Source organism: Cetobacterium sp. (assembly GCF_048470075.1).
Lineage (GTDB): Bacteria > Fusobacteriota > Fusobacteriia > Fusobacteriales > Fusobacteriaceae > Cetobacterium_A.
Genome location: NZ_DBGBQB010000342.1, coordinates 1 through 1583, shown reverse-complemented (window position 1 = coordinate 1583; position 1583 = coordinate 1). Strand labels below are relative to the sequence as shown.

Below are 1583 nucleotides of genomic sequence, written 5' to 3'. Positions count from 1 at the left end.
ATATTCATTTTTATTATTTTCATAACCATAATTTAATACAAAATTAGATGTTAAATATTGAGATCCAATAACAGTAGTTGAATCTCTGTTATAATCAATACCAGCTCCTAAATTTGCATCTTTTCTAGAATTTTTGAAAACACCAAACTTTACATTAGGTAATGTGTCGTTTGCAAAGAATCCTCTAAAGTTTCTATTAAAATCTCCAGATATTTCTGTAATTTCATTTGAATTAATACTTACAGCATAATCATTAAATCTTTCTGCACTTTTTAAAATACTTCCATTTAGATTTTCATATACTGGTGCAAAAATCCCTTTTAAATTCTCTGTATTTCCTGTTGATACTAAATAGTTTATAGCTTCTGCATTTTTTCCTTTTCCATCTGCATAAACATATGAATCTAAATTAGCTTCTTTTATCATTCTATTTAAATCACCAGTAGTTAAATCCTCAATCTTTTTAGTTTTTTCTAATTTTAAATCAACAACTGTATTTCCATCTTTATCTATTTTTTCAATAGCTTTTGTTTCATATACTCCAGTTGACTTAATTTGATCTAATCCTTCAACTCCATTTTTAGCAGTTATATAAGAATCTATTGTATAGCTATCTCCTTTTCCAACTTCAGATAATATTTCTACTTCATCTGTAAATATAACTTTGTTATCTGTAATATATTTTGCTGTAGTTGATGATGATACTTTTCCATCTACAACTATATCTTTTCCATTTGATTTTAAAGTTCCATAGTTATAAACTCTTCCACCATTTTTAGCAACCATAAACTTTTGATTTTCTGGAGTTATATTATTATTGTTAGTAGCTGCTTCTGTTACTTCTATAGTTCCAAAGTTAAAAACTTTAGCACCTTTTCCATCTGCTAACATTCCAACTCCATAATACCCATTTGTATTATCTGTATTATTTATCTTAATAGTTCCAAAGTTTGCTCCAATAACAGGAGTTTTTATAGAGTTTACATAAATTCCAGCACTATTTATTTTCTCACCAGGAATTATAGATTTTTGTCCAGAACTAGATACACCGATTAGTCCAAAATTATATGCACCTAATCTTCCTATTGCTAAGTTATTATTACCTGTTACATATTGCCCAACAGCAATATCTGAAGCTGAAGCTACTTTTATACTTCCAAAGTTATATACTTCAGCTCCTCCAAAGTTAACAGCTTGACCTATAGCTTGTGTTGATGTTGTTAAATCATCCTTTAAAAGAGAAATTTTATTACCATTTGATATAAATATATCTTCTTTATTTATTAATGAATGATATTTTTGTCCACCAACTTCTCCATCATATAGCTGTCCTATTGAAGATATTTTACTAGCTTCTGTTTGAGTTATTTCTAATTTAGATAAACTCTGACCATCTTTATAAATAGAGTTTAGAATATTTTCTGTATCTACTTCTGGTTGGTTATTTATAGATTTTTCTAATTTTGTTAAATCTATATATGTGTCCTTACTTCCACCACAATAAATATACTTATTTCCATCATGTTTTATTATGTAAGAATTTTCATCTTTAGAAAAATCTTTTATTTCTTTTACTTTTAAAT

1 protein-coding gene is annotated in these 1583 nt (G+C 26.8%); it reads right to left on the bottom strand.

Annotation, left to right across the window (positions count from 1 at the left end; genetic code table 11):
- The coding region (locus ACMOUI_RS11950) for a hypothetical protein (protein WP_418965918.1) at positions 1-1583 on the bottom strand (1583 nt) is incomplete at both ends.